This is a genomic window from Methylobacterium sp. 391_Methyba4 (assembly GCF_029691625.1).
Lineage (GTDB): Bacteria > Pseudomonadota > Alphaproteobacteria > Rhizobiales > Beijerinckiaceae > Methylobacterium > Methylobacterium fujisawaense.
The window spans coordinates 4403403-4426267 of sequence record NZ_CP121475.1 but is presented as its reverse complement, the minus strand read 5'-3'; the positions used below and the strand labels follow the sequence as shown (position 1 = coordinate 4426267).

At 71.8% G+C, this 22865-nt stretch carries 18 protein-coding genes; 10 read left to right on the top strand and 8 right to left on the bottom strand.

Translation table 11 applies throughout. The features are described from left to right. Positions 1 to 66: 66 nt before the first annotated feature. Positions 67 to 1155 (top strand): lysylphosphatidylglycerol synthase domain-containing protein, encoded by a 1089-nt coding sequence (locus P9K36_RS20795; protein ID WP_043350479.1) that lies wholly within the window; start codon positions 67 to 69, stop codon positions 1153 to 1155. Between the two features lie 15 nt (positions 1156 to 1170). Beyond that, a complete protein-coding gene (locus tag P9K36_RS20790; protein ID WP_078947064.1) occupies positions 1171 to 2442 on the top strand; it encodes an ATP-binding protein in 1272 nt (423 codons plus the stop codon). Here the strand turns inward: P9K36_RS20790 and P9K36_RS20785 are convergent. Further along, the gene (locus P9K36_RS20785; RefSeq protein WP_043381116.1) at positions 2424 to 3035 is read right to left on the bottom strand and encodes a glutathione S-transferase family protein; all 612 of its coding nucleotides are present in this window, start codon (positions 3033 to 3035) and stop codon (positions 2424 to 2426) included. The genes P9K36_RS20790 and P9K36_RS20785 overlap by 19 nt on opposite strands. A 178-nt stretch (positions 3036 to 3213) precedes the next feature. Here P9K36_RS20785 and P9K36_RS20780 point away from each other — a divergent pair, with 178 nt between their 5' ends. The 3 genes from P9K36_RS20780 to P9K36_RS20770 all read left to right on the top strand — a co-directional run bounded on the left by P9K36_RS20780 (position 3214) and on the right by P9K36_RS20770 (position 7609). Then, the gene (locus P9K36_RS20780) at positions 3214 to 5688 is read left to right on the top strand and encodes a heavy metal translocating P-type ATPase (RefSeq protein WP_278305907.1); all 2475 of its coding nucleotides are present in this window, start codon (positions 3214 to 3216) and stop codon (positions 5686 to 5688) included. Beyond that, positions 5685 to 6158: a Cu(I)-responsive transcriptional regulator gene (cueR, locus tag P9K36_RS20775; protein WP_179697082.1), complete on the top strand. Its 474-nt coding sequence runs from the start codon at positions 5685 to 5687 to the stop codon at positions 6156 to 6158. Before P9K36_RS20780 ends, cueR begins: the two co-directional genes overlap by 4 nt. 278 nt (positions 6159 to 6436) lie before the next feature. Beyond that, complete coding sequence (locus P9K36_RS20770) at positions 6437 to 7609, top strand: M20 aminoacylase family protein (RefSeq protein WP_043381111.1); 1173 nt, start codon at positions 6437 to 6439, stop codon at positions 7607 to 7609. 38 nt (positions 7610 to 7647) lie between these two features. Here the strand turns inward: P9K36_RS20770 and P9K36_RS20765 are convergent, their stop codons facing one another. Next, positions 7648 to 9048, bottom strand: coding sequence for a leucyl aminopeptidase family protein (locus tag P9K36_RS20765; RefSeq protein ID WP_278305906.1), 1401 nt, complete (start codon positions 9046 to 9048; stop codon positions 7648 to 7650). Positions 9049 to 9174: 126 nt separating this feature from the next. Between P9K36_RS20765 and P9K36_RS20760 the strand changes: the two genes are divergently transcribed. The 5 genes from P9K36_RS20760 (at position 9175) to P9K36_RS20740 (ending at position 16937) form a co-directional block, all read left to right on the top strand. Continuing rightward, on the top strand, positions 9175 to 9996 hold the full coding sequence (locus P9K36_RS20760; RefSeq protein WP_278305905.1) for a hypothetical protein: 822 nt from the start codon (positions 9175 to 9177) through the stop codon (positions 9994 to 9996). 437 nt (positions 9997 to 10433) lie between these two features. Then, complete coding sequence (gene acnA, locus P9K36_RS20755) at positions 10434 to 13133, top strand: aconitate hydratase AcnA (RefSeq protein WP_043356884.1); 2700 nt, start codon at positions 10434 to 10436, stop codon at positions 13131 to 13133. 163 nt (positions 13134 to 13296) lie between these two features. Continuing rightward, positions 13297 to 13983, top strand: a complete 687-nt coding sequence (locus P9K36_RS20750; RefSeq protein ID WP_043356887.1) for a hypothetical protein — start codon at positions 13297 to 13299, stop codon at positions 13981 to 13983. A gap of 298 nt (positions 13984 to 14281) precedes the next feature. Next, positions 14282 to 15943: an OFA family MFS transporter gene (locus P9K36_RS20745; protein WP_075380764.1), complete on the top strand. Its 1662-nt coding sequence runs from the start codon at positions 14282 to 14284 to the stop codon at positions 15941 to 15943. 76 nt (positions 15944 to 16019) lie between these two features. Continuing rightward, positions 16020 to 16937, top strand: a complete 918-nt coding sequence (locus tag P9K36_RS20740) for a LysR family transcriptional regulator (protein WP_043381106.1) — start codon at positions 16020 to 16022, stop codon at positions 16935 to 16937. A gap of 396 nt (positions 16938 to 17333) precedes the next feature. Here the strand turns inward: P9K36_RS20740 and rpmG are convergent, their stop codons facing one another. The 6 genes from rpmG to P9K36_RS20710 form a co-directional block, all read right to left on the bottom strand. Beyond that, positions 17334 to 17501: a 50S ribosomal protein L33 gene (rpmG, locus tag P9K36_RS20735; RefSeq protein WP_020092568.1), complete on the bottom strand. Its 168-nt coding sequence runs from the start codon at positions 17499 to 17501 to the stop codon at positions 17334 to 17336. A gap of 106 nt (positions 17502 to 17607) precedes the next feature. Beyond that, positions 17608 to 18795 (bottom strand): MFS transporter, encoded by a 1188-nt coding sequence (locus P9K36_RS20730; protein ID WP_236952716.1) that lies wholly within the window; start codon positions 18793 to 18795, stop codon positions 17608 to 17610. After that, positions 18792 to 19535: an NUDIX domain-containing protein gene (locus P9K36_RS20725; RefSeq protein WP_043356897.1), complete on the bottom strand. Its 744-nt coding sequence runs from the start codon at positions 19533 to 19535 to the stop codon at positions 18792 to 18794. Before P9K36_RS20725 ends, P9K36_RS20730 begins: the two co-directional genes overlap by 4 nt. Further along, positions 19492 to 19956, bottom strand: coding sequence for a DUF983 domain-containing protein (locus tag P9K36_RS20720; protein ID WP_278307313.1), 465 nt, complete (start codon positions 19954 to 19956; stop codon positions 19492 to 19494). Before P9K36_RS20720 ends, P9K36_RS20725 begins: the two co-directional genes overlap by 44 nt. A 23-nt stretch (positions 19957 to 19979) precedes the next feature. Continuing rightward, the gene (gene rnr, locus P9K36_RS20715) at positions 19980 to 22301 is read right to left on the bottom strand and encodes a ribonuclease R (RefSeq protein WP_278305904.1); all 2322 of its coding nucleotides are present in this window, start codon (positions 22299 to 22301) and stop codon (positions 19980 to 19982) included. 137 nt (positions 22302 to 22438) lie between these two features. Then, positions 22439 to 22777 (bottom strand): hypothetical protein, encoded by a 339-nt coding sequence (locus tag P9K36_RS20710; RefSeq protein ID WP_043355289.1) that lies wholly within the window; start codon positions 22775 to 22777, stop codon positions 22439 to 22441. Positions 22778 to 22865 lie beyond the last annotated feature (88 nt).

Genomic DNA, 22865 nt, shown 5'->3' with positions numbered 1-22865 from the left:
AGTTTCCGGCTCGGGCTGACGGCCTTCGGCCGGGCCGCGCAGCCGGAAGGGCGGACGCCGATCGGCATGAATTTTCAGGGACAGCACCGGAGCCCGGCCGAGCCGGTCGAGCCGGTTGAGCACGATGCCGCCGCGGACGCGAAGCGGAAGGTCCGGCGCAGCCGCTATGCCTGGATCGGCACGGGCGCCAGCATCGTGCTGTTCGCGGTCTCCCTCGGCGTCCTGTGGAAGCTCGTCCAGAGCGTGAGCTGGGCGGAGGTGCGCAGCGCCATCGCGGCCGCGACCGCCGAGCAGCTCGGGCTCGCCTTCCTGTTCGTCGGCGTCAGCTACGTGTTCCTCACCGGCTACGACGCGCTGGCCCTGCGCCAGCTCAAGATCAAGGTGCCGTACCGGATCACCGCGCTCGCCTCGTTCACGAGCTATGCGGTGAGCTTCACCCTCGGTTTCCCGCTGCTCACCGCCGGCACGATCCGCTACTGGATCTATGCCCGGCAGGGCCTGTCCACCGCCAAGATCGCGGCTCTGACCGTGATCGCCGGCTTCACCTTCTGGCTCGGCATGGGCGTGGTGCTGGGTCTGAGCCTGATCATCGAGGCGGGCCAGCTCGCCGGGCTCGCCTTCACGTCGATCCGGATCAACCAGGGCGTCGGCCTCGCGGCGCTCGCCCTCGTGCTCGGCTACCTCGCCTGGGTCTCGGCCAAGAAGCGCAGCATCACCGTCAAGCACTGGCGCCTGGAACTGCCCGGGGCCTCCGTCTCCATCGGCCAGATGATCGTCGGGATCGGCGACGTCTGCGCGGCGGCGGCCGTGCTCTACGTTCTGCTGCCGCAGGAGACGACGCTCGGCTTCACCACCTTCCTGGCGATCTACGTGCTCGCCGCCATGCTGGGCATCGCGTCGAACGCCCCCGGCGGCATCGGGGTGTTCGAGGCGACGGTCCTGCTCGCCCTGTCGAGCCTGCCGCGCAACGAGGTGCTGACCTCGCTGCTGCTGTTCCGGGGCTGCTACTACGTCGTCCCGTTCGTGACCGCCCTGGCGATGCTCGGCCTGTACGAGATCGTCAAGCGGGCGGGCGGCGCGCGCGATCCGGGGCCTCCGGAGGGTACGGCCGGCCCGTCCGGCCGGGCGTGGCGCGACGAGTCCGAAACCCGCTGATCCGCCGCGCCTGCCATGTCCGGTCGCCTGCGCAGCTCCCCCGCCTGGACCGGCGCCGCGATCGCCGCGGGCCTGCTCGGGCTCGCCACCGCGCTGGCCGGGCGGCTCGATCTCCCGCTGATCCTGACCGGGCTCGTGGCCGTCTGCCTGGGCGGCTGGCTCGGCGGCCGCGGCCGCGAGGCCCCGGTGCCGCGTCCGGCTGCAACCACGCAGCGCCACGCCGTCGCCGAGGCGCTCCTGGCCCACGTGCCGGATCCGGTGATCCTGGTGGACCGGCGCACCCTGGTGGTGGAGGCGAACCCCGCCGCCCGGGCCCTCCTGCCGGCCCTGCACCACGCCCGGCCCCTGTCCTTTGCGCTCCGCGACCCGGAGGTCCTCGACGGCGTCGAGGCGGTGCTGAGTTCCGGCCTGCCGCGCCGCGTCGCGCTGTCGACCCGGGTGCCCCTGGAGCGGACCTTCGAGGTCCAGATCGGCGCCCTGCCGATGCCCGACGGATCCGGCGTCAGCGCGCTGCTGTTCCTGCGCGACCTCACCTCGGCCCGGCGTCTGGAGGCCATGCGGGTCGACTTCGTCGCCAATGCGAGCCACGAGCTGCGGACGCCGCTGGCCACCCTGATCGGCTTCATCGAGACCCTGCAGGGCCCCGCCCGCGATGACGCGCAGGCCCGGGAGCGCTTCCTGGAGATCATGCGCGTCCAGGCCCTGCGCATGACGCGGCTGATCGACGATCTCCTGTCGCTGTCGCGGATCGAGCTGCGGGAGCACGTGGCCCCCACCGCCGTGGTCGATCTCGCGGCGCTGGCCCGCCAGATGGTCGACGCCCAGGGCCCGCCCGCCGAGGCGCGGGGCGCCACGATCCGCCTGGAGGAGGGCGCCGGCCCCTTCGCGGTCCCCGGCGATTCCGACGAGCTCGCCCGGGTGATCGAGAACCTGATCGAGAATGCCGTCAAATACGGCGGCGGCCGGATCAGCGTCGGGCTCGCCCGCGAGGACGATCCGCGGCTCGGGCCCCGGATCGTCCTGTCTGTGGTCGATGACGGGCCGGGCATCCCGCCCGAGCACATCCCGCGGCTCACGGAGCGCTTCTACCGGGTCGACGTCGCGTCGAGCCGCGCCCGCGGGGGCACGGGCCTGGGGCTCGCCATCGTCAAGCACAGCCTCAACCGCCACCGCGGACGCATCGCCATCGAGAGCGCGGTGGGGGAGGGGACCACCGTGCGGGTCAGCCTGCCGGAATACGGCACCGCCGCGCTGCCGCCCCCGGCCGATCAGGCCGGCCCGGCATAGGGGCCAATTCCGAGGCCGTCCTCGACGCGCCCGATCCAGGCGCGGATGGCCCCGTAGCCCGCGAGGTCGAAGCCGCCCTCATGGGCCATGCGGGTGTAGGCGACGAGCGCCACATCGGCGAGGGTCAGGGCCTCGCCCGCCAGGAAGGCGGAACCGGCCAGCGTCCGCTCCATCAGCCGCAGGGCGTCGGCGCCGCGCTCGGCGAGCTTCGGGTCGAGATCCTCCGGCGCCCGCCTGAGGTAATGGAGCTGGTAGCGGCGGACCGCGATGTAGGGCTCGTGGCTGTACTGCTCCCAGAACATCCACTGCAGCATCCGGGCACGGGGCAGGGCCGCTTCAGGGATCAGCGCGGAGCCTTCCGCGAGATAGACGATGATCGCGTTCGACTCCGACAGCACGGCGCCGTCGGGCAGGACGACGATCGGCACCCGCCCGGCGGGGTTCAGGGCCAGGAATTCGGGCGTGCGGGTCCCGCCGCCCGGGACATCCACGTCGCGCCAGACCGCCGGGATGCCGAGATGGGCCGCGACCCACTTGACCTTGAGGCAGTTCCCGGAGCCCGGGTCGCCATAGATCGTCAGCGGTTCGCTCATCCGCGCCCTCGTCGCTCCGGTATGCGGGAAGCTTGGCCGGGCGCGAGCGATTCGACAACGGGCGAAGCGGCTCGCCATCGCCCGGATCTGTCCGATATCCGGCCTGCGCGCCCTTGACCTTCCCATGATGGGAAGCCCCATCTGACCCGGCATGGATGCTTCGAACCGGATCACCGCCATGTCGAAATCCGTCGCCCTGACCCTGCCCGTCACGGGCATGTCCTGCGCCTCCTGCGTCGGCCGCGTGGAGCGCGCCCTCGCGGCGCTGCCCGGCACTCGGAACGTGGCGGTGAACCTCGCCACCCAGCGCGCCAGCCTCGTTCTCGATGGGGGCACGAGCCCGGAGGAGGTCGCGACGGCGCTGGCGGAGGCCGGCTACCCCGTCCCCGAGACGCAGAGCCTCCTGGCCGTGGACGGGATGTCCTGCGCAAGCTGCGTGGGCCGCGTCGAGCGGGCGCTGGCCGCCGTGCCGGGGGTGACCGGAGCCAGCGTCAACCTCGCCGCCGGACGGGCCGCGATCCGGCATCCCGAGGGCGTCGTGTCGATGGACGATCTGGTGACGGCCGTGGCGGCGGCCGGCTACGACGCCCGCCCGGTCGAGGCCGGCCAGCCGGCCGACCCGTCGGCCCGTCAGGCGGAGGAGGGCCGCGCCCTGCGCCGCGACCTGATCGCGGCCGCCGTGCTCTCGGCGCCCGTCGTCGTCCTCGACATGGGCGGCCACCTTCTTCCCGGGCTGCATGGCGGCCCGGTGACGGCCCTGGTCCAGGCGATCCTCGCCACCCTGGTCCTCGCAGGCCCGGGACGCCGCTTCTTCCTGCGCGGCGTCCCGGGCCTGCTGCGCGGCCATCCCGACATGAACGCCCTGGTCGCCCTCGGGGCCGGGGCCGCCTACCTGTACTCGCTGGTCTCGACCCTGGCGCCCGACCTCCTGCCGGCGGGGGCCGCGCACCTCTACTTCGAGGCGAGCGTCCTGATCGTCACGCTGATCCTGCTCGGCCGGACCCTGGAGGCCCGGGCCAAGGGGCGGACCGGCCAGGCGATCGCCCGGCTGATGGACCTGACCCCGAAGACCGCCCGGATCGTCCGCGACGGCGCCGAGACCGAGGTGCCCCTCGACGCCCTGCGCCTCGGCGACGTCGTCCGGGTGCGTCCGGGCGAGCGGGTGGCGGCGGACGGCGCCGTGGTCTCCGGGACCAGCCATGTCGACGAGAGCATGGTGACCGGCGAGCCTGCGCCGGTGCGCAAGGGGCCGGGCGATTCCGTGGTCGGCGGCACCCTCAACGGCCGCGGCAGCCTCGACCTGCGGGTCGAGGCCGTGGGCGGCGCCACCGTGGTCGCGCAGATCGCCGCCCTGGTGGAGCGCGCCCAGAGCGGCAAGCTGCCGATCCAGGCCCTGGTCGACCGCGTCACGGGACGGTTCGTGCCGGCGGTGATCGGGATCGCCGCGGCGACCTTCCTGGCGTGGCTGCTCCTGGCGCCCGCCCCTTCGCTGGGGCCGGCCCTGGTCAACGCCGTGGCGGTGCTGATCATCGCCTGCCCCTGCGCCATGGGTCTGGCGACGCCCACCGCCATCATGGTCGGCACCGGACGCGCGGCGGCGCGCGGCGTGCTGTTCCGCGACGGCGCCGCGCTCCAGGGCCTGCGCGACGTGCGGGTCGTGGCCCTCGACAAGACCGGTACCCTGACCGAGGGCCGCCCCCGGCTCACCGAGATTGTGCCGGCTCCGGGCATCGCCGAGGCCGAGGCCCTGGCCCTCGCGGCCGCGCTGGAGACCCGCTCCGAGCACCCGCTGGCCGGCGCCGTGGTGGCGGCCGCCCGCGACCGCGGCCTCGCCATGCCCGAGCCGGACCGCTTCGAGGCGGTGGCGGGCTTCGGAATCTCCGGACGGGTCGCGGGCCGGGCCGTGGCTGTCGGCGCCCCGCGCTACCTGGAACGGCTCGGCGTCGCCCTGAACCCGGATCTCGCCGCCCGCGCCGAGACGCTAGCCAGCCAGGGCCGCAGCCCGGTCCACCTCGTCCTCGACGGCCGCCATGCCGCGATCCTGGCGGTGGCCGATCCCGTGAAGGCGGGGGCCCGTGCGGCCGTGGCGGCCCTGAAGGCGCGCGGCCTCGTGGTGGCGATGGTCACGGGCGACGACCCCGTCACCGCCGCCGGCGTGGCGCGGAGCCTCGGCATCGACGCGGTGGCCGCCGGGGTATTGCCCGGCGGGAAGGTCGAGGCCGTCCAGCGGTTCCGGGCCGAGCACGGGCCGGTGGCCTTCGTGGGCGACGGCATCAACGACGCGCCGGCGCTGGCGGAGGCCGATGTCGGGCTGGCCATCGGCACCGGCACCGACATCGCGGTCGAGAGCGCCGACGTGGTGCTGATGTCGGGCGACCTCGAGGCCCTGGTCGAGGCCCTGGCGCTGTCGCGGGCGGTGATGGCCAACATCCGCCAGAACCTGTTCTGGGCCTTCGCCTACAACGCCGCCTTGATCCCGGTGGCGGCCGGCGTGCTGGTGCCGTTCGGCGGCCCGGCCCTGTCGCCGATCCTGGCCGCGGGCGCCATGGCGTTTTCCAGCGTGTTCGTCCTCGGCAATGCCCTGCGGCTGCGCCGGGCCGGCGGACGGCCCGCGGCCGGCGCGGCGCCCGCGCTCAACGCGAGGGCGGCATGAGCGCGGCGAGTCTGACGATCGGCGAGGCGGCGCGCCGCACCGGCGTCTCGGCCAAGATGATCCGCTGGTACGAGGCGACCGGCCTGCTGCCGCCGGCCGCGCGGTCCGAATCCGGCTACCGCCATTACGGCGACGCCGACCTCCACACGCTCCGCTTCATCCGCCGCGCCCGCGACCTCGGCTTCAGCGTCGACGCGATCGCGGATCTGCTGGCGCTCTGGCGCGACCGCGCCCGCCCGAGCGCCGGGGTGAAGGCGATCGCGCAGGAGCAGATCGCCGATCTGCGCCGCCGCATCGCCGAGATGGAGGGGATGGCGCGGACGCTGGAGCATCTGGCGGAGGCCTGCTGCGGCGACGAGAGGCCGGATTGCCCGATCCTCGACGATCTCGCCGCGGACGACCATCCGCCCGAACCACGGCGGCGCAGCCGCGGGCTGGCGGGGCGGGGACCGGCGCGGGGGTCGGCCTGAGCGGACCGGAAGGCGCACTGGGCCGCCGGCGGAGGCTCGGTGGCGCGCGACGATCCCGGCTCGCCTCCCTCTCAGAACGGGGCGATCCGGTGAATCCCCCTGCGAGGTCGGTGCGCGGCGCTCCCGGTTCGGGTGGGTGATCCGGACGGCCGGGCTCTGCGCGTCGTCCGGATCGGGCCCTGGGCGCCGCGCATGCGCCAAGCGCGGCCGTTGACGGCGGCGCTGGCCCCGGCTTTGCTGGTCCGGCCCGCCCCAAAGGCCACGAAAGCCCCGACCCGATGCCCGTCCTCGAACGGATCCGCGACTTCGCCGACACGATGACGGCGTGGCGGCACGACCTGCACGCCCATCCCGAGCTGCTCTACGATGTCACCCGCACCGCCGGCTTCGTGGCCGAGACGCTGCGGTCCTTCGGCTGCGACGAGGTGGTCACCGGCATCGGCCGCACCGGGGTGGTCGGCGTGATCCGGGGCAAGGGCTGCGCCTCCAACCGCGCCATCGGCCTGCGCGCCGACATGGATGCCCTGCCGATCCAGGAGGTGCGCGACCTGCCCTACCGCTCCACCGTGCCGGGCAAGATGCACGCCTGCGGCCATGACGGGCACACGACCATGCTCCTCGGCGCCGCCAAGTACCTCTCTGAGACCCGGGACTTCGACGGGGCGGCCGTGCTGATCTTCCAGCCCGCCGAGGAGGGCGGGGGCGGCGGCGAGGCCATGGTCGAGGACGGCCTGATGGAGCGGTTCGGCGTCGAGTCGGTCTACGGGATGCACAACATCCCCGGCATGGCGATCGGCACCTTCGCGATCCGCCCGGGGCCGATCATGGCCTCCACCGACCGCTTCACCGTGACCATCGAGGGGCGGGGCGGGCACGCGGCGCTCCCGCAGAACGCCATCGACAGCGTGCTCGTGTCGAGCCACGTGATCATCGCCCTGCAGAGCATCGTGTCGCGCAACCTCGACCCGGTGCAGCAGGCGGTGGTCTCGGTCTGTGCGCTCGAGGCCGGCGAAGCCTTCAACGTCCTGCCGCAGACCGTGACCATGCGCGGCACCATGCGCACGCTGTCCCAGGCGGTGCGCAGCCAGATCAAGGGACGGATCGAGACCCTCGTGGCCGACATCGCCGGCGGCTTCGGCGCCCGCGGCCGGGTCGAGTACGGATCGAGCTATCCGGTCACCGAGAACCATCCCGCCGAGACCGACTTCATGGCCGATGTCGCCGAGGCCCTGGTGGGGCGAGAGAACGTCGATCGCGCGGTGGCGCCGATGATGACCGCGGAGGATTTCTCCTACATGCTCGGCCGCCGCCCCGGCGCCTACATGTTCATCGGCAACGGCGACAGCGCCTCGCTCCATCACCCGCATTACGATTTCAACGACGCGGCCGCGCCGTACGGGGCTTCGCTGTGGGCGCGCCTGATCGAGACCGGCTTGCCGCTCACCGCCTGAGCGGGCTCCCCGCCGTCCCGACCCTCGCGGAGGCCGGATCAGCCCCCGTAGCGCGTCTTGAGCAGCGTGTAGGTCAGCCGCGCGGTCTGAACCTCGCCGCCCTCGGGCCGCCCGGGCTTGGTGGAGGGGTTCCAGCCGTAGAGATCGAAATGGCCGTGCGCCTTGGTGTTGGGTGCGAAGCGACGCAGGAACAGGGCCGCGGTGATCGCCCCCGCGAACGGCCCGCCGGATACGTTGTTGAGGTCGGCCACCTTGGAGTCGAGGAGGCTCGCGTAGGGCGCGTGCAGCGGCATGCGCCAGACCGGATCGATCGCCGCCCGGCCGGCCTGTGCCACCGCTTCGGCCAGCGCATCGTCCTCCGTGAAGAAGGCCGGCAGGTCCGGCCCGAGGGCCACCCGGGCGGCGCCGGTGAGGGTCGAGAAGTCGAGGATAAGGTCGGGGGAGTCCGCGTCCGCAAGGGCGAGCGCGTCGGCCAGGATCAGCCGGCCTTCCGCATCGGTGTTGCCGATCTCGACGCTGAGCCCGGCCCGGCTCGGCAGCACGTCGCCGGGGCGGAAGGCGTTGCCCGATACGGCGTTCTCCACTGCGGGGATCAGCAGGCGCAGGCGCAGGCGCAGGCGCGCGCCCATGACCATGTCGGCGGCGGCCAGCGCTGCGGCGGCCCCGCCCATGTCCTTCTTCATCAGCAGCATCGCGGCCGACGGCTTGATGTCGAGGCCGCCGGTGTCGAAGGCCACCCCCTTGCCGACCAGGGTCACGCGCGGCGCATCCGCCGGCCCCCAGGTCAGGTCGATGAGCCGTGGCGCCCGGGGCGAGGCGGCGCCCACCGCGTGGATCAGGGGATACTCCGTGGCGAGCGCCTCGCCCTGCGTGACGGTGACGGAGGCGCCGTGGCGCGCGCCGAGCGTCCGGGCCGCCGCCTCGATCTCGGCGGGGCCGAGATCGTTGGCCGGCGTGTTGACGAGATCGCGGCCCATCGCCACCGCGGCGGCGATCCGCTCCACCTCGGCCGCGTCGATGCCGGCCGGCGCCACGAGCCGGGCCTGGCTCCCGCCGCCGGAGCGGTAGCGGCCGAAGCGGTAGCTCCCCATCAGCCAGGCGAGCGCCGCCTCGGCGGGCTCGGGCGCGTCGTCCAGCCGGAACACGCCCTCCGGCAGTAGCCCCGGCAGCTTGCCGACGAGCAGCCGGTCGTGGGTCGCCGCCTCCGGATCGCCGAGGCCGAACAGAACCCGCGCAAGGCTGCCGTCGGGGCCGGGCAGCAGTGCGAGGCCGCCCGCCTTGGGCTTGAAGCCGATGGCCCACGCGAAGCTCCGCTGGGCCGGTTCCAGGCCGGCTTCGACCTTTGCCCAGCTCCCGGTCGTGACCAGGCTCACCGGCACGGCCTGCGTGTCGCCGGGCAGGAGCCCGAGGGTCGTCGCCGGAATCTCGGCCTGGGTCATGTGCCTCTCGCATGCCGTCCGGATGGGCGGCTTAACCGGTGGTTAGGGTTAACGCTCTATCACCGGCCGGCCGGGAGCGTGAAGCGCGTGCCATCGCGTCCAGGCCAGATGCCGGCGGAGCGTACCATGATGACGGCCCTGATCCGGGTCACACGATCCCAGGCCAATGGCGGAGGCCGCGCCGCTCTGGTGGCGGCCGTCGTCGCGCTGGGGCTTGCCGGCTGCAACACCCGCTCTCCGGAAACGACCGGCTCGATCGGCTCGCTCGGGGGCACACCGGCCGCCGCCGCGGTGCCCGCGCGACAGGATATCGACCGGCTGGCCGAGCGGTTCAACGCCGATCCCACCGACGGCCGCACGGCGATCGCCTATGCCCGCGCCCTGCGGGCCACCGATCAGATCAGCCAGGCCTCGGCGGTGCTGCAGCAGGCGGCCCTGCGCAACCCGCGCGACCGGGTTCTCCTCGGCGCCTACGGCAAGTCGCTGGTCGAGGCGGGTCGATTCCGCGAGGCGATCGACGTGCTCGCCAACGCGCATACGCCCGCCAATCCCGACTGGCGCATCCTGTCGGCACAGGGCTCGGCCTCCGCCCAGCTCGGCGAGCAGGAGCGTGCGCAGAGCTTCTACGAGGCCGCCCTCAAGATCCGGCCGAACGAGCCCTCGCTCCTGTCCAATCTCGGCCTGTCCTACGCGCTGTCGCGCAATCTCGATCTCGCGGAGCAGACTCTCCGGCAGGCCGCCGACCAGCCCGGCGCCGACGCGCGGGTGCGGGCGAATCTCGCCATGGTCCTGGGCCTCAAAGGCCGCTTCGCCGATGCCGAGGCGGTCCTGCGCCGCGACATGAGCCCCGAGGAGGCGGCCACGAACGTCGCTTCCCTGCGCCGGCTCGCGGCCCAGCCCAATCGGCCCAAGTCGCTGTCCGGCCTGGGGGCGCCGGGCCAGGGGTGACGCGACGGCCCATCGGCCTGATACTTCGGTCCGATCTGCGCCGAAACCCGTGGCGGCCGGTCACCCCGCCGGTCCGGGCCCGCCCTCAGTGTTCGCGACCGACGATGCACCCGACGCAGAGGTTGCCTGACCCCATGCGCGGAACGGGACGGCGCACGCACCCGCTCACCGCCCTCGTGCCCGCTCCGCACCGTGCCCGACAGGAAAACGCACCTGTCACGACGACCCGGTAGCGGCCAGATTCGAAAAGTTCTATATCCCTCCCCGGCTGCGCCGCGCGGCATCACGGGCGTCCAAATCGCCCCCGCGCATCGTCCTGCCCGGGCACTCCCGGGGCGGCGCGCGCCCGTCGGGCGCTACACAGGCCGAACACGGATCTCGTAGCGCAGGTCTTGCCTGCGCGTGTTCGACAACCCGCAGCGAGGATAGAACCAGCCGTGCCCTCACTCGACAGCTTCAAGGCCCGCCAGACGCTCGAAGCCGGCGGCAAGACCTACACCTACTATTCCATTCCCGCGGCCGAGAAGAACGGCCTCGCCTCGGCCACCGCGCTGCCCTTCTCCATGAAGGTGATCCTGGAGAACCTGCTGCGCTGCGAGGACGACCGCTCGGTCAAGAAGGCCGACATCGCGGCCGCCGTCGGCTGGCTCGACCAGAAGGGCAAGGCCGAGGTCGAGATCGCGTTCCGCCCCGCCCGTGTGCTGATGCAGGACTTCACCGGCGTGCCGGCGGTGGTCGACCTCGCCGCCATGCGCGACGCCATGGTGGCGCTGGGCGGCGACCCGCAGAAGATCAACCCGCTGGTGCCGGTGGACCTCGTCATCGACCACTCGGTGATCGTCGACGAGTTCGGCACCCCGAAGGCGCTCGCCGACAACGTGGCCCTGGAATACTCGCGCAACGGCGAGCGCTACACCTTCCTGAAGTGGGGCCAGTCGGCCTTCGACAACTTCTCCGTGGTCCCGCCGGGCACCGGCATCTGCCACCAGGTGAACCTGGAATACCTCGCCCAGACCGTCTGGACGAAATCCGAGGACGGGTCCGAGGTGGCCTATCCCGATTCGCTGGTCGGCACCGATTCGCACACCACCATGGTCAACGGCATGGCCGTGCTGGGTTGGGGCGTCGGCGGCATCGAGGCCGAGGCGGCCATGCTCGGCCAGCCGCTGTCGATGCTGATCCCCGAGGTCGTGGGCTTCAAGCTGTCGGGCAAGCTGCCCGAGGGCACCACCGCCACCGACCTCGTGCTCACCGTCACCCAGATGCTGCGCAAGAAGGGCGTGGTCGGCAAGTTCGTGGAGTTCTACGGCCCCGGCCTCGACGACATGGCGGTCGCCGACCGGGCCACGATCTCCAACATGGCTCCGGAATACGGCGCCACCTGCGGCTTCTTCCCGATCGACCAGAAGACCATCGACTTCCTGAAGGTCACCGGCCGCTCCGACGACCGGATCGCCCTGGTGGAGGCCTACGCCAAGGCGCAGGGCATGTGGCGCGACGCCCAGACCCCCGATCCGGTCTTCACCGACACGCTGGAACTCGACATGGGCGAGGTGCGGCCCTCGCTCGCCGGCCCGAAGCGCCCGCAGGACCGGGTGCTGCTCGACGGCGCCAAGCCGGGCTTCGCCGGCTCGATGGAGACCGAGTTCAAGAAGGCCGCCGACATCGCGCGCCGCTACCCCGTCGAGGGCACGAACTTCGACCTCGGGCACGGCGACGTGGTGATCGCGGCGATCACAAGCTGCACCAACACGTCGAATCCCTCGGTGATGATCGGCGCCGGGCTTCTGGCTCGCAATGCGGTGGCCAAGGGCCTGCGCTCCAAGCCGTGGGTGAAGACTTCGCTCGCGCCCGGATCGCAGGTCGTCGGCGAGTATCTGGAGAAGTCCGGCCTGCAGGACCCCCTCGACGCGCTCGGCTTCAACCTCGTGGGCTTCGGCTGCACCACCTGCATCGGCAATTCCGGCCCGCTGCCGGAGGCGATCTCCAAGGCCATCAACGACAATGACATCGTGGCCGCGGCGGTGCTCTCGGGCAACCGCAACTTCGAGGGCCGCGTGAACCCCGACGTGCGGGCGAACTACCTCGCTTCGCCGCCCCTCGTGGTCGCCTACGCGCTGGCCGGTTCGATGCAGATCGACATCACCACCGAGCCCCTCGGCCTGGGCTCGGACGGCAAGCCGGTCTACCTCAAGGACATCTGGCCATCCTCGGCCGAGGTGCAGCAGTTCATCGAGGAGAACATCACCTCGGCGCTGTTCAAGTCTCGCTACGCGGACGTGTTCGGCGGCGACCAGAACTGGAAGGATGTCGAGGTCACCGAGGCCGAGACCTTCGCGTGGAACCCGGGCTCCACCTACGTGCAGAACCCGCCCTACTTCGTCGGCATGGAGAAGACCCCGAAGCCGGTCGAGGACATCGCGGATGCCCGGATCCTCGGCCTGTTCCTCGACTCGATCACCACCGATCACATCTCGCCGGCGGGCAACATCCGCGCGGCCTCGCCGGCCGGCGAGTACCTGCAGTCGCATCAGGTGCGCGTGCAGGACTTCAACCAGTACGGCACGCGGCGCGGCAACCACGAGGTGATGATGCGGGGCACCTTCGCCAACATCCGCATCAAGAACCAGATGGTGAAGGACGCCTCCGGCGGCGTGGTCGAGGGCGGGTGGACGCACTTCCAGCCCTCCGGCGAGAAGATGTTCATCTACGACGCGGCGATGAAATACGCCGAGCAGGGCACGCCGCTCGTCATCTTCGCCGGCAAAGAGTACGGCACCGGCTCGTCGCGCGACTGGGCGGCGAAGGGCACGAAGCTGCTGGGCGTCCGCGCCGTGGTGGCCGAGAGCTTCGAGCGCATCCACCGCTCGAACCTCGTCGGCATGGGCGTGGTGCCGCTGGTCTTCCAGGGCGACACGAGCTGGCAGTCGCTGGGCCTGAAGGGTGACGAGACCGTCACCATCAAGGGCCTCGCCGGCGAATTGAAGCCCCGCCAGACGCTCACCGCGGAGATCAAGTCCGCCGACGGTTCGGTGAAGCAGGTCCCGCTGACCTGCCGGATCGATACCCTCGACGAGCTGGAATACTTCCGCAACGGCGGCATCCTGCCCTACGTGCTGCGCTCGCTCGCGGCCTGACCATGCACCGGGCGGTCCTCGGGCCGCCCCCGCGACCGATGAGGCGGCGTCCCCCGGGCGCCGCCTTATTTGTTTCTCAGGGCGATCATTTCGCTTGCGCACAACCTTGTTTCGCGCGCGTGTCGCCCCATAACCGGGCTTCCGCATCCAGGATGGGACCCCGATGAAGCACCTCAGCAAGACCCTCGCCGCCGCCGGCCTGACCGCCCTCCTGTCGAGTGCGGCCTTCGCCGCGCAGGTCGAGCGCGTCCGCGGTACCGTCGACAAAGCCGATGGCAGCACGCTCACGATCAAGACCGACGACGGCAAGACCGAGACGGTGGATGTCGCGGGCGCCAAGTTCGCCTGGGTGGTCCCGTCGAGCCTCGATCAGATCAAGGACGGCGTCTTCATCGGCACCGCCACCAAGGGCGAGAACCCGATGACCGCCCTGGAGGTCGTGCTCTTCCCCGAGTCGATGCGCGGCACCGGCGAGGGCCATTACGGCTGGGACGCGATCACCGATCAGACCGCCGGCGCCGGCGCCAAGGTGAAGAGCGCCATGACCAACGGCACCGTGAAGGCCGAGACGTCGGGCGCCCCCAAGGTGAAGAGCGCCATGACCAACGGCACCGTGAAGGCCGACAAGGCGGCCTCGGGCGGCGAGCGCACCCTGACGGTGAGCTACGGCAAGGACGGCTCCAAGGAGATCGTGGTGCCCTCCTCGGCGCCGATCGTCGCGTTCGAGCCCGCCGACAAGGCGATCCTGACGCCCGGCTCCAAGGTCTTCGCCGTGGTCGCCAAGGATGGCGCCAAGGCCGACGGCAAGCTCATCGCGGTCGGCAAGGACGGCCTGACCCCGCCCATGTAAGGCCGGACGGCCCGCCCGACGCATTCCGTCGCGCGGGCCGATCAAGGGCCTGGGGGCGACGTTCGATCTTCGCCCTGCAGCCGCGTCGCGGAGGCCTTCGGGCCGCCGGGAGGGGGTCAATCGGTCCGGCCTCGCCTCGCGGGGCGAAGGACCATTCGCCGGGAAGGCGCATACAAACGGCGCGGGAATGGATTAAAATTGCTTCCCCAGCGTGCCACGCGCTGGTGCCGTGCACACAAATCGCGCATCTTCCGCCGCCGAGCGGCCCGTCAACGAGGCTGCGGCGGAGGAATCCAAGATGGGCGCTGGAGTGGCGGGCGCGATCGCGCCTGAGAGAATCCCGAATCTGTTGTCGCGCGAGCGGATCGTCGCCAAGCCGGGCTTCAACCGATGGTTGGTCCCGCCGGCGGCGCTGGCGATCCATCTCTGTATCGGGATGGCCTACGGCCTGTCGGTGTTCTGGCTGCCGCTGACCCGGGCGCTTTCCGTGGGTCAGCCGGCTCCTGCCGCCTGCCCCGACATGGGCGTGATGACGGCCCTGTTCACGACGACCTGCGACTGGCGGGTAAGCGACCTCGTCACCGTGTTTTCCATCGGCATCGTCGTGCTCGGCCTCTCGGCCGCCCTGTTCGGCGGCTGGCTGGAACGGGCCGGCCCGCGCAAGGCCGGCATCGCGGCGGCCCTCTGCTGGGGCGGTGGCTTCCTGATCGGCGCCTTCGGCGTCTATATCCACCAGCTCTGGCTGGTCTGGCTCGGCATGGGCCTGATCGGCGGCATCGGGCTGGGCCTCGGCTACATCTCGCCGGTGTCCACGCTGATCAAATGGTTCCCGGATCGCCGCGGCATGGCCACCGGCATGGCGATCATGGGCTTCGGCGGCGGCGCGATGATCGGCTCGCCCCTGGCGGACAGCCTGATCAAGAGCTTCCGGACCGCGGATTCGGCCGGTGTCTGGCAGACGCTCGCCGTGATGGGTGTCGGGTACATCCTGTTCATGCTGGGCGGCGCCTTCGGCTACCGGGTGCCCCCGGCCGGCTGGCGCCCGGACGGCTGGACCAACCCGACCGCCAAGAACGCCATGATCGCCTCGGGCCACGTCCATCTGCGCGACGCGCACAAGACCTTCCAGTTCTGGATGATCTGGCTCGTCCTGTTCCTCAACGTGTCCGCCGGCATCGGCGTGCTGGCGCTGGCCTCGCCGATGCTCCAGGAGATTTTCGGCGGCGAGCTGATCGGCCTGCCGGGCACCGGCTTTTCCGCCCTCGACGCTGGCCAGAAGGCGCAGGTCGCCGCCATCGCGGCGGGTTTCGTCGGCCTGCTCTCCCTGTTCAACATCCTGGGCCGGTTCTTCTGGGCCTCGATGTCGGACCGGATCGGCCGGAAGGGCACCTACGCGATCTTCTTCGCCCTGGGCGGCCTCCTGTATGCGGCCGCGCCCTGGGCCGCCGGCATCGGCTCGCAGGCGCTGTTCGTCGCGATCTTCTGCGTGATCCTGTCCATGTATGGCGGCGGCTTCGCGACGGTCCCGGCCTACCTCGCTGACGTGTTCGGCACGCAGTTCGTGGGCGCCATCCACGGGCGCCTGCTCACCGCGTGGTCGATGGCGGGCATCGTCGGGCCCTTCGTCATCACCAAGATCCGCGAGGCGCAGGTCGCGGCCGGCGTGCAGGGGGCGGACCTCTACGGCCGCACCATGTACGTGCTCGCGAGCTTCCTGGCGGTCGGGTTCCTCTGCAACCTGCTGGTCCGGCCGCTGGCGCAAAGGTGGTTCATGTCCGATTCCGAGCGGGCCTCCCTGGATGTCCGCTCGGGCGCCACGGCCTCCGGGCCGTCGGGCTCCTTCGGCATCGGCCGCGGCGGCTTCAGCCCCGGCGCCGGCCTGGCCTGGGCGGTGGTCGGCATCCCGATCGTCTGGGGCATCGGCATCACCCTGTCGAAGGCGTTCATCCTGTTCCGCTGAACCCGATCGCTCGGTTGTGGCAGGCACGGCGGGTCGCTAGGTTTCCGGCGCCTCGCCGTGCCGGGATGCCTTCGTCGTGATCGACAAGCTGGACTTCCTGCTCGCGCTCGCTCGCGAGCAGCATTTCGGGCACGCCGCCGAATCCTGCGGCGTGACCCAGCAGACCCTCTCGGCCGGCGTAAAACAGCTGGAGAACCGCTTCGGCGTGCAGCTCGTGCTGCGCGGCTCCCGCTTCCAGGGCTTCACGCCCGAGGGCGAGCGGGTGCTGGAATGGGCACGGCGCATCGTGGCCGATGCCCGGGCCATGCACGAGGAGGTCACCGGCCTGCGCCGGGGCCTCACCGGACACCTGCGCATCGCCGCCATCCCCACGGCGCTGCCGATGATCGTCAACCTCACCACGCCCTACCGCGAGCGCCACCCGGACGTGCGGCTGACGGTCGAGTCCGCCACCTCGACCGACATCTTCTCGCTGATCGAGAACCTGGAGGCGGATGCCGGCCTGACCTACCTCGACAACGAGCCCCTGGGGCGGGTGGTCTCCGTGCCGCTCTACCGGGAGCGCTACCGCCTCGTCACGGCGATCGGCGGCCCCTTCGACGGCCGGTCCAGCGTCACCTGGGCCGAAACCGGCAGCCTGCCCCTCTGCCTGCTCACGCCGAACATGCAGAACCGGCGGATCATCGATCACCAGATCCGGGAGGCGGGTGTTGACCCCGCCGCAACGCTCGAATCGAACTCGATGATCGTGCTTTTGACCCATGTCCGCACCCTGCGCTGGGCCTCGATCATGCCGGAGATCCTGGTCGATGCGCTGGGGCCCATGGAGGGCGTGCGCACCATACCGATCACCGCCCCGGACCTGGAGCACACGATCGGCCTGGTCGCTCCGCGGCGCGAGCCGTCCACACCGATGGTGACGGCCCTCGTAGCTATCGCGCGGTCCCTGGCGCGGACGCTCGATCCGGATCTGGCCGCGTCGGGGACCGCCTGAGCGGTCGGCTCCGTGCCCGAACCGGGGCGGGGCGTTCCAGGAGCCATCGGCGGGCCGCGCCGAGGGCATGCACCGGCAGCGTCAGGACAAGCCAGATCGCCAGTACCGCCCCGGTGATGAGGATCGCCAGCAGGATCCGCTGCATCGAACCCGCCCTCCGCCAGCCGGGCTGGCCGAAACCGCGGGCCGGAAATCGGCCGGCGAATCGCGCAGCGTCCGGGACGAGTGAGGGTTAATGAGTCGTGCTGGCGCCAGGCTGTCGGCCGCTCGGGCGGCGGCCGGACAGCTGCCGGCAACGCGCGCCATCGTCGCGCGAGGCGGTGCCGAACAGAAAAAGCCGCCCCGTTTCCGGAGCGGCTTCCCGTCGGCGGTCAGGCTGCGATGCAGCCAGCGACCTTACTTGATCTTGGTTTCCTTGAAATCGACGTGCTTGCGCGCGACCGGGTCGTACTTGCGCATCGTCAGCTTCTCGGTCTGCGTGCGGGAGTTCTTCTTGGTGACGTAGAAATAGCCCGTGTCGGCGGTGGAGACGAGCTTGATCTTGACGGTGACGGCCTTGGCCATGGCGCGGCGCTCCTGCAGGGTGCGGCATTCCGCGTGAGCGAAACGCAAATGGCCGGGAGAGCCCGGCCGAATACGGGCGGGTGAATGCCCGATCGGGCCCGGCAGGTCAAGAGCGTGGGCCCGATCGCTCCGTCGCGGCGAGCCAGCCGGCGAAGGCCAGGAACAGGGCGAGCAGCGCCAGGGCGAAGCCGTGCGGCGGCACGAGGTCGAGCCCGCCGCCGATCACCGGCGGACCCAGCATCAGACCGACATTGTAGAGCACCACGAAGGCCGCGTTGGCCCCCGCGAGATCGTTCGCGGGGGTGCGGTCGCCCAGCATCGCGAGGCCGACCGTGTAGAGGGTGCCGGCAATCCCGCCCCAGACGAGAAGGAGCAGGCCGAACGCCACCGGGTTGCCGGCCGCGAATGGGATCAGGGCCGACCCCGCGGCGCCCGCGAGGCCCGCGCCGAGCAGCACCGCGCCGCGGTCGAGACGGTCCGCGAGCCAGCCGAACGGGATCTGGAACAGCACGTTGCCCAGCGCGATCAGGCTGACGAGGCCGGCCGCTCCTTGCGCGTCGTAGCCGAGGCGCAGGCCGTACAGGGGCAGGATGGCGAAGATACCGGTCTCCACCGCGCCGTAGGCGAGGGCCGCCGCCAGGGCGCCGGGGGCGAGCCGGACGTATCCGAGGATGCCGCGGCCGGAGCCAGTCTCGATCGTCGGCGACAGCCCCCGGGCCAGAAGGATCGGCAACCCGCCGGCCAGCATGAGGACGGCTCCCGTCGCGTAGGGGGCCGGACCCTCGGTCCCGACCAGCGCCAGCAGGAGCGGCCCGACCGCGAAGCCCGCCGCCAGGACGGTGGCGTAGATGCCCATCACGAGGCCGCGGCGCTCCGGCGGGGCGGCGGCGTTGATCCAGTACTCGGAGAGGACGAACAGCGCGCCGAGCGTCATCGAGAAGACGAAGCGCAGGGGGAACCACAGGGCGAGGCCCGGCAGGAGCGGGAACAGGGCGAGGCTGACCGCTCCGACGACGAGCGCCAGTCCCAGCAGAGGCGCGACGCCGATGCGTGCTGCGAGCCGCGGGACGAACGGCACGGTGCAGATGCTGGCGATGCCCGCCACCGCGGTGTTGAGCCCGATCAGCGTGCTCGACGCGCCGCGCCGCTCCATCTCGATCGAGAGGAGCGGGATCGACAGGCTCAGGCCGATGCCGACGACGGTGACGCAGGTCACGGCCGCCGCGATCGCCGCCACCTCCTCCGACCTGATCCCGCGCGGCTGGTTCTGCTGCAAGCCGTCTGGACGGCTCACAAGGCCACCCGCTCGCGCCGCCCGTAGCGCTCGTAGTGGAAGGGAATCATCCGGTAGGGCGCGAAATCGGCAGCGATCTGGGCCTCCAGGTCGTCCAGGATCGCGCGGGTTATGTACGGCAGGTCGAGCTTGCGGGCGGCGTCGAGCCGGACCCAGGCCAGTTCGGTGAACTCGGCGTCGGCCTGAATCCGTCCCGGCTCCTCGGCCGCCACCCCGCGGCGGTCGATCGCGAAGAAGCGCGTGTCGAACCGGCGCACGCGCTTCGGCGGGGTGATCGCGCGGGCCACGAGATGAAGCGCTTCGAGATCGGGGAGGACGCCGTGGCGGCCGAAGCCCTCCCAGCCCGCCGGGGGATCCTCGGGAGCGCCGTGCTCGGTCGTGCCGAGCAGCAGGCCGGTCTCTTCGTAGGTCTCGCGGATCGCGGCGAGCGCCAGGGCCCGGCCGAGATGGTGCGGCGGCCGGGAGACCTGCCGGGTCAGCGCCGCCTCCGCGTAATCGGGAAGCGCCCCGGCCACCGGCATGTGGCGGTCGCCGAGTTCGATCCGGCCGCCCGGGAAGACGAACTTCCCCGGCATGAAGGCGAGGTTCGGGTTGCGACGGCCCATCAGGACCTTCGGGCCGCCCTTTCCGCGCCGGTCGATGACGATCATGGTCGCGGCGTCCCGCGGCCGCAGGCGCGCAGCGGCCGGCTTGCCCTCAGGAGCTGTGGCGATCTTGGGCTCCTGCTGCGGCAGCGGCAAGGTGCGTCTCCTCCGGCCCCGGGGCGGGGCGGCTCCGCGGTAGCGTGGCAAAGCCGTGCATGCCAAGGGCGTATTGCAGTCCGACGACGGCGCCCTTCACCGGCTGGAGCAAAACCAGTGCGAACAGGAGCGTGAAGACCGGCCAGACCCCCATCTCCACCCAGAGAGGCACGTCGTAGGTGCTCTCGGTCTCCAGGATCAGGTAGCCGACGATGTGGGCGACGATGAAGATCACCACGTAGGGCGGCAGGTCGTCGGCCCTGTGGTGGTGCAGCTCCAGGCCGCACACGTCGCATTCCGGCCGCACCTTGAGGAAGCGGCCGAAGATCCGGCCCTGGCCGCAATGCGGGCAGCGTCCGACGAAGCCCCGGGCCAGCGCGGGGATCAGGCGGGTGCGGGCCGGGATCGCATCGGCGGTCATGGAATCGGTGTACATCGGCCGGGTCAGCGGCGCGAGCCGCGGTGGCGCGACCCGGTGTTGCGGATGCCGGGGGGGCGACCGGGCGGCGCGGCCTTGAAGGGCCGCCCGCCGGACTTCTTCCCCGGCCCGGCGGACCGGGCGCCGGATCGGGTCCGGCCCTCGCTGAGCAGCTCGAAGCGCAGCGCCCCGGCCACCGGCGCGGCCTCGACGAGCCGGACTTCGACACGATCGCCCAGGCGGAACGTCTCTCCGGTCCGCTCCCCCACCAGGGCGTGGCGGCCCTCCTCGTGGCGGAAATAGTCGGCGCCGAGCTGCGACACCGGCACGAAGCCGTCGGCGCCGGTCTGGTCGAGCTTGATGAACAGGCCGGCCCGGGTCACGCCGGCGATCTGGCCCGCGAAGGTCGCCCCGACCTGATCGGCGAGATGATGGGCGATCAGCCGGTCGATGGTCTCGCGCTCGGCCGCCATGGCGCGGCGCTCGGCCGCCGAGATCTGCTCGCCGATCTGCGCCAGCTCGCCGAGGGAGACGTCGCCCGCGAGCCCGTCCGAGCCGAGCCGGCAGGCGGTGATCAGCGCCCGGTGCACGATCAGGTCGGCGTAGCGCCGGATCGGCGAGGTGAAGTGCGCGTAGCGGCGCAGGTTCAGGCCGAAATGCCCGAGATTCTCGGGGGCGTAGACCGCCTGGGCCTGGCTGCGCAGGATCACTTCGTTGAGGAAGACCCCGTGCTCGGTCTCGGCCGCCGTGGCGAGGATCCGGTTGAACAGGGCGGGTCGCAGCGCCCCTTCCTTGGGCAGCTTGATGCCCACAGAGGCCAGGACCTCGCCCAGCGCCCGCATCTTCTCCAGGGCGGGCTCGTCGTGGACGCGGTAGATCAGCGGCTGGCGGGCGTGCTCCAGGGTCTCGGCGGCGGCTACGTTCGCCTGGATCATGAACTCCTCGATCAGCCGATGGGCGTCGAGGCGCTCCGGCACGATCACCCGGTCGACCGCGCCCTCGGGGCTCAGGAGAACCTTGCGCTCGGGCAGGTCGAGGGCGAGCGGGCCCCGGCGGTCACGGGCCGCGCGCAGAGCCGCATAGGCCGCCCAGAGGGGGCGGAGCGCCGTCTCCAGCAGCGGCCCGGTCGTGTCATCCGGCTGCCCGTCGATGGCTCGTTGCGCCTGCGCGTAGGCGAGCTTGGCCCGGGAGCGCATCATCACCCGGTGGAAGCCGTGGCGGCGCATCTCGCCGTCGGCGGCGATGACCATGCGCACGGCGAGCGCCGGCCGGTCCTCGCCCTCGCGCAGGGAACAGAGATCGTTCGAGATCCGCTCGGGCAGCATCGGCACGACCCGGTCGGGGAAATAGACCGAGTTGCCCCGCTCCAGGGCCTCGCGGTCGAGGCTGGAGCCGGGGCGGACATAGGCCGCCACGTCCGCGATGGCGACGGTGAGGATGAAGCCGCCGGGATTGGCCGGATCCGGATCGGCCTCGGCCATGACGGCGTCGTCGTGGTCCTTGGCGTCCGGCGGGTCGATGGTGAGGAGCGGGCGGTCGCGCCAATCCTCGCGGCCCTTCAGCCTGGCGGGCTCGGCGGCATCCGCCTCGGTCAGGGTCGTGTCGGCGAAGACGTGCGGGATGTTGTGAAGGTGCAGCGCGATCAGGCTGACGGCCTTCTCGGAGCCGAGTGAGCCGAGCCGCTCGCGGACCCGGCCCCGCGGCAGGCCGAAGCGGGTCTCGCGCTCCAGGGAGACGCTGACGAGGTCGCCGTCGCGGGCCTGCCCTTCTTCGCCGGGCGGGATCAGGATCTCGCGCCCCTGCGAGCGCTTCTCGACGGGCACGATCCGGCCGCCTTGCGCGCCGGCCCGGTAGACGCCGATGATCTCGGCCTTGTTCTTCCCGATGACCTTGACGACCCGGCCGGTGTAGCCGCCCTCGGCGTCGCGCTCGACGCGGATCAGGGCGCGGTCGCCGATGCCCGGGGCCGGCCGGCTGCCCTTGCGGGGGCCGCGCGGCTGCGTCAGCACGATGGCCGGCGGCTTGCCCGTGCCGGTCCATTCCACCGGTATCGCCAGGAAATCGCCGTGGCGGTCGCGGGAGCGGATGTCGGCCAGCACGACCGGCGGCAGATGGCCCGCCGGGGCGAGGCCGCCGCGGCCACGGTCGAGGGCGCCCTCCGCCTCGATCTCCTTGAGGATGCGCTTCAGGTCGATCTTGGCGGCCCCCTTGATGCCGAAGGCCTGGGCGATCTCCCGCTTGCCGACGCGTTCCTTCGACTCGGCCACGAAGGCGAGGATCTGCTCGCGGGTGGGGAGGGGCGGAGGAGCATCGGGCTCGGCCGCGGGGGCGGTGGTGCGTCGTGCCAAAAGGGGGATGCCGAACGGTTCTACGGTAGACGGGACCCGCGTGCGGGCGCGGGACCGAGGCGTCGGTCCTGTAGGACTAACATGGGGGCCCCGCCCGCCCGCGGCAACGCCGCCCCGGCTTTCCTCAACAGGCGCGATCAGCCGGTCGAGGCGCTCGTCCGGATGCGTGCCACGGCTTGGTCCATGTCGAGACCGGGTGCGAGCAACTCGTCCAGGGTGAAGGGACAGGCGCGCGGCAGGGTCAGGTTCACCCGTCCTTCCTGCGGCGCCAGCTCCGGCGTCTCGGCCTTCCGGATGGCGAGCGTCCAGGCGCCGTCCATCCGCAGGCTCTCCGGCTCGGGGGGATCGTCCGCGAGGGCCCTGAGCTTGGCGCGACCCGCATCGCGGCACGCGCGGCTCAGGCCGTCGTCGGAGAGAAGGGCGGCCTTGATCAGCTCGGCCAGGGCATCCCTGACTCGTTCGACGCTCGCGTTCATGGGTATCCGTCCCGAAGATCGCGGGTGCGTGGCAAGCCGGATGCCAGCGCGCGCGTCATCCCGTCGCCGATGGTCTCCCGCGCTCCGC

Bases quoted from the DNA above. Each gene is read 5' to 3' on its own strand.
- P9K36_RS20795 (WP_043350479.1), top strand. From the start codon at position 67: ATGAATTTTCAGGGACAGCACCGGAGCCCGGCCGAGCCGGTCGAGCCG.
- P9K36_RS20790 (WP_078947064.1), top strand. From the start codon at position 1,171: ATGTCCGGTCGCCTGCGCAGCTCCCCCGCCTGGACCGGCGCCGCGATC.
- P9K36_RS20785 (WP_043381116.1), bottom strand. From the start codon at position 3,035: ATGAGCGAACCGCTGACGATCTATGGCGACCCGGGCTCCGGGAACTGC.
- P9K36_RS20780 (WP_278305907.1), top strand. From the start codon at position 3,214: ATGTCGAAATCCGTCGCCCTGACCCTGCCCGTCACGGGCATGTCCTGC.
- cueR (WP_179697082.1), top strand. From the start codon at position 5,685: ATGAGCGCGGCGAGTCTGACGATCGGCGAGGCGGCGCGCCGCACCGGC.
- P9K36_RS20770 (WP_043381111.1), top strand. From the start codon at position 6,437: ATGCCCGTCCTCGAACGGATCCGCGACTTCGCCGACACGATGACGGCG.
- P9K36_RS20765 (WP_278305906.1), bottom strand. From the start codon at position 9,048: ATGACCCAGGCCGAGATTCCGGCGACGACCCTCGGGCTCCTGCCCGGC.
- P9K36_RS20760 (WP_278305905.1), top strand. From the start codon at position 9,175: ATGATGACGGCCCTGATCCGGGTCACACGATCCCAGGCCAATGGCGGA.
- P9K36_RS20750 (WP_043356887.1), top strand. From the start codon at position 13,297: ATGAAGCACCTCAGCAAGACCCTCGCCGCCGCCGGCCTGACCGCCCTC.
- P9K36_RS20745 (WP_075380764.1), top strand. From the start codon at position 14,282: ATGGGCGCTGGAGTGGCGGGCGCGATCGCGCCTGAGAGAATCCCGAAT.
- rpmG (WP_020092568.1), bottom strand. From the start codon at position 17,501: ATGGCCAAGGCCGTCACCGTCAAGATCAAGCTCGTCTCCACCGCCGAC.
- P9K36_RS20720 (WP_278307313.1), bottom strand. From the start codon at position 19,956: ATGACCGCCGATGCGATCCCGGCCCGCACCCGCCTGATCCCCGCGCTG.
- P9K36_RS20710 (WP_043355289.1), bottom strand. From the start codon at position 22,777: ATGAACGCGAGCGTCGAACGAGTCAGGGATGCCCTGGCCGAGCTGATC.